The following is a 587-nucleotide window of genomic DNA, read 5'->3' as shown; positions in this document are numbered from 1 at the left end:
ATTGCATCCAGGGCTGCGCATTTCCCAGATTCACGACCCTAGACGCAATTTCAACACCGCTGGGGTGTGACCAGACTTTGACAGCGGCGCCGGCTGCCGGCTGACTCAAGACAGCGAATGCGGGAAACCCGCGTCGTGGTGGGAAAAGCCGTTGTGATCCTGCTGCCACACATGCGAGGTGGCCGGCGGCCCGGTTCCGGCCTCGCCGTCCCCGACGACACCGGCCACCAGCATTCGGGTTGTCGAAGGCCGCGACGTAGGCGTGGGCCGGGGAGTAGCCCGGTTCTCCACCCTCGTGGACTGAGCCCGGCACCTCCGGGGCGATGTGGCTGGGCGCGCCGCCCGGGAACGAGAATCGGCGAAACAGCATGTGCATGCCGTGCTCGTCACGGGCCGCCCCGATGTGGTGCGCCAATGCCCGAGCAGCCGGGGGTCGCAGTGGCTCGCGCAGCATCGGGTTTGTCCGGCAGGTAGATCTGCCCGGTGCCGATATGTATCAACACGCCTCTACTGTCAAGGCTATGACCGAGATCTCCGACGAGGACCTGGCCGGGCTTCGTACCGTCGGCGACGTCGTGGAGTACATC

At 65.9% G+C, this 587-nt stretch carries 1 protein-coding gene and 1 pseudogene; both read right to left on the bottom strand.

What is annotated here, in order from left to right:
- Positions 1-105: 105 nt before the first annotated feature.
- Positions 106-171, bottom strand: a complete 66-nt coding sequence (locus tag F6Q13_RS20415; RefSeq protein ID WP_367141380.1) for a hypothetical protein — start codon at positions 169-171, stop codon at positions 106-108.
- Positions 172-174: 3 nt separating this feature from the next.
- Positions 175-379, bottom strand: a pseudogene (locus tag F6Q13_RS19755) (hypothetical protein); the annotation flags it as partial.
- Between the last annotated feature and the right edge of the window lie 208 nt (positions 380-587).

The sequence above is a fragment of the Mycobacterium sp. genome (assembly GCF_008709575.1).
In the GTDB taxonomy this organism is placed as follows: Bacteria; Actinomycetota; Actinomycetes; order Mycobacteriales; family Mycobacteriaceae; genus Mycobacterium.
This window is presented reverse-complemented; position numbering and strand designations above follow the sequence as displayed.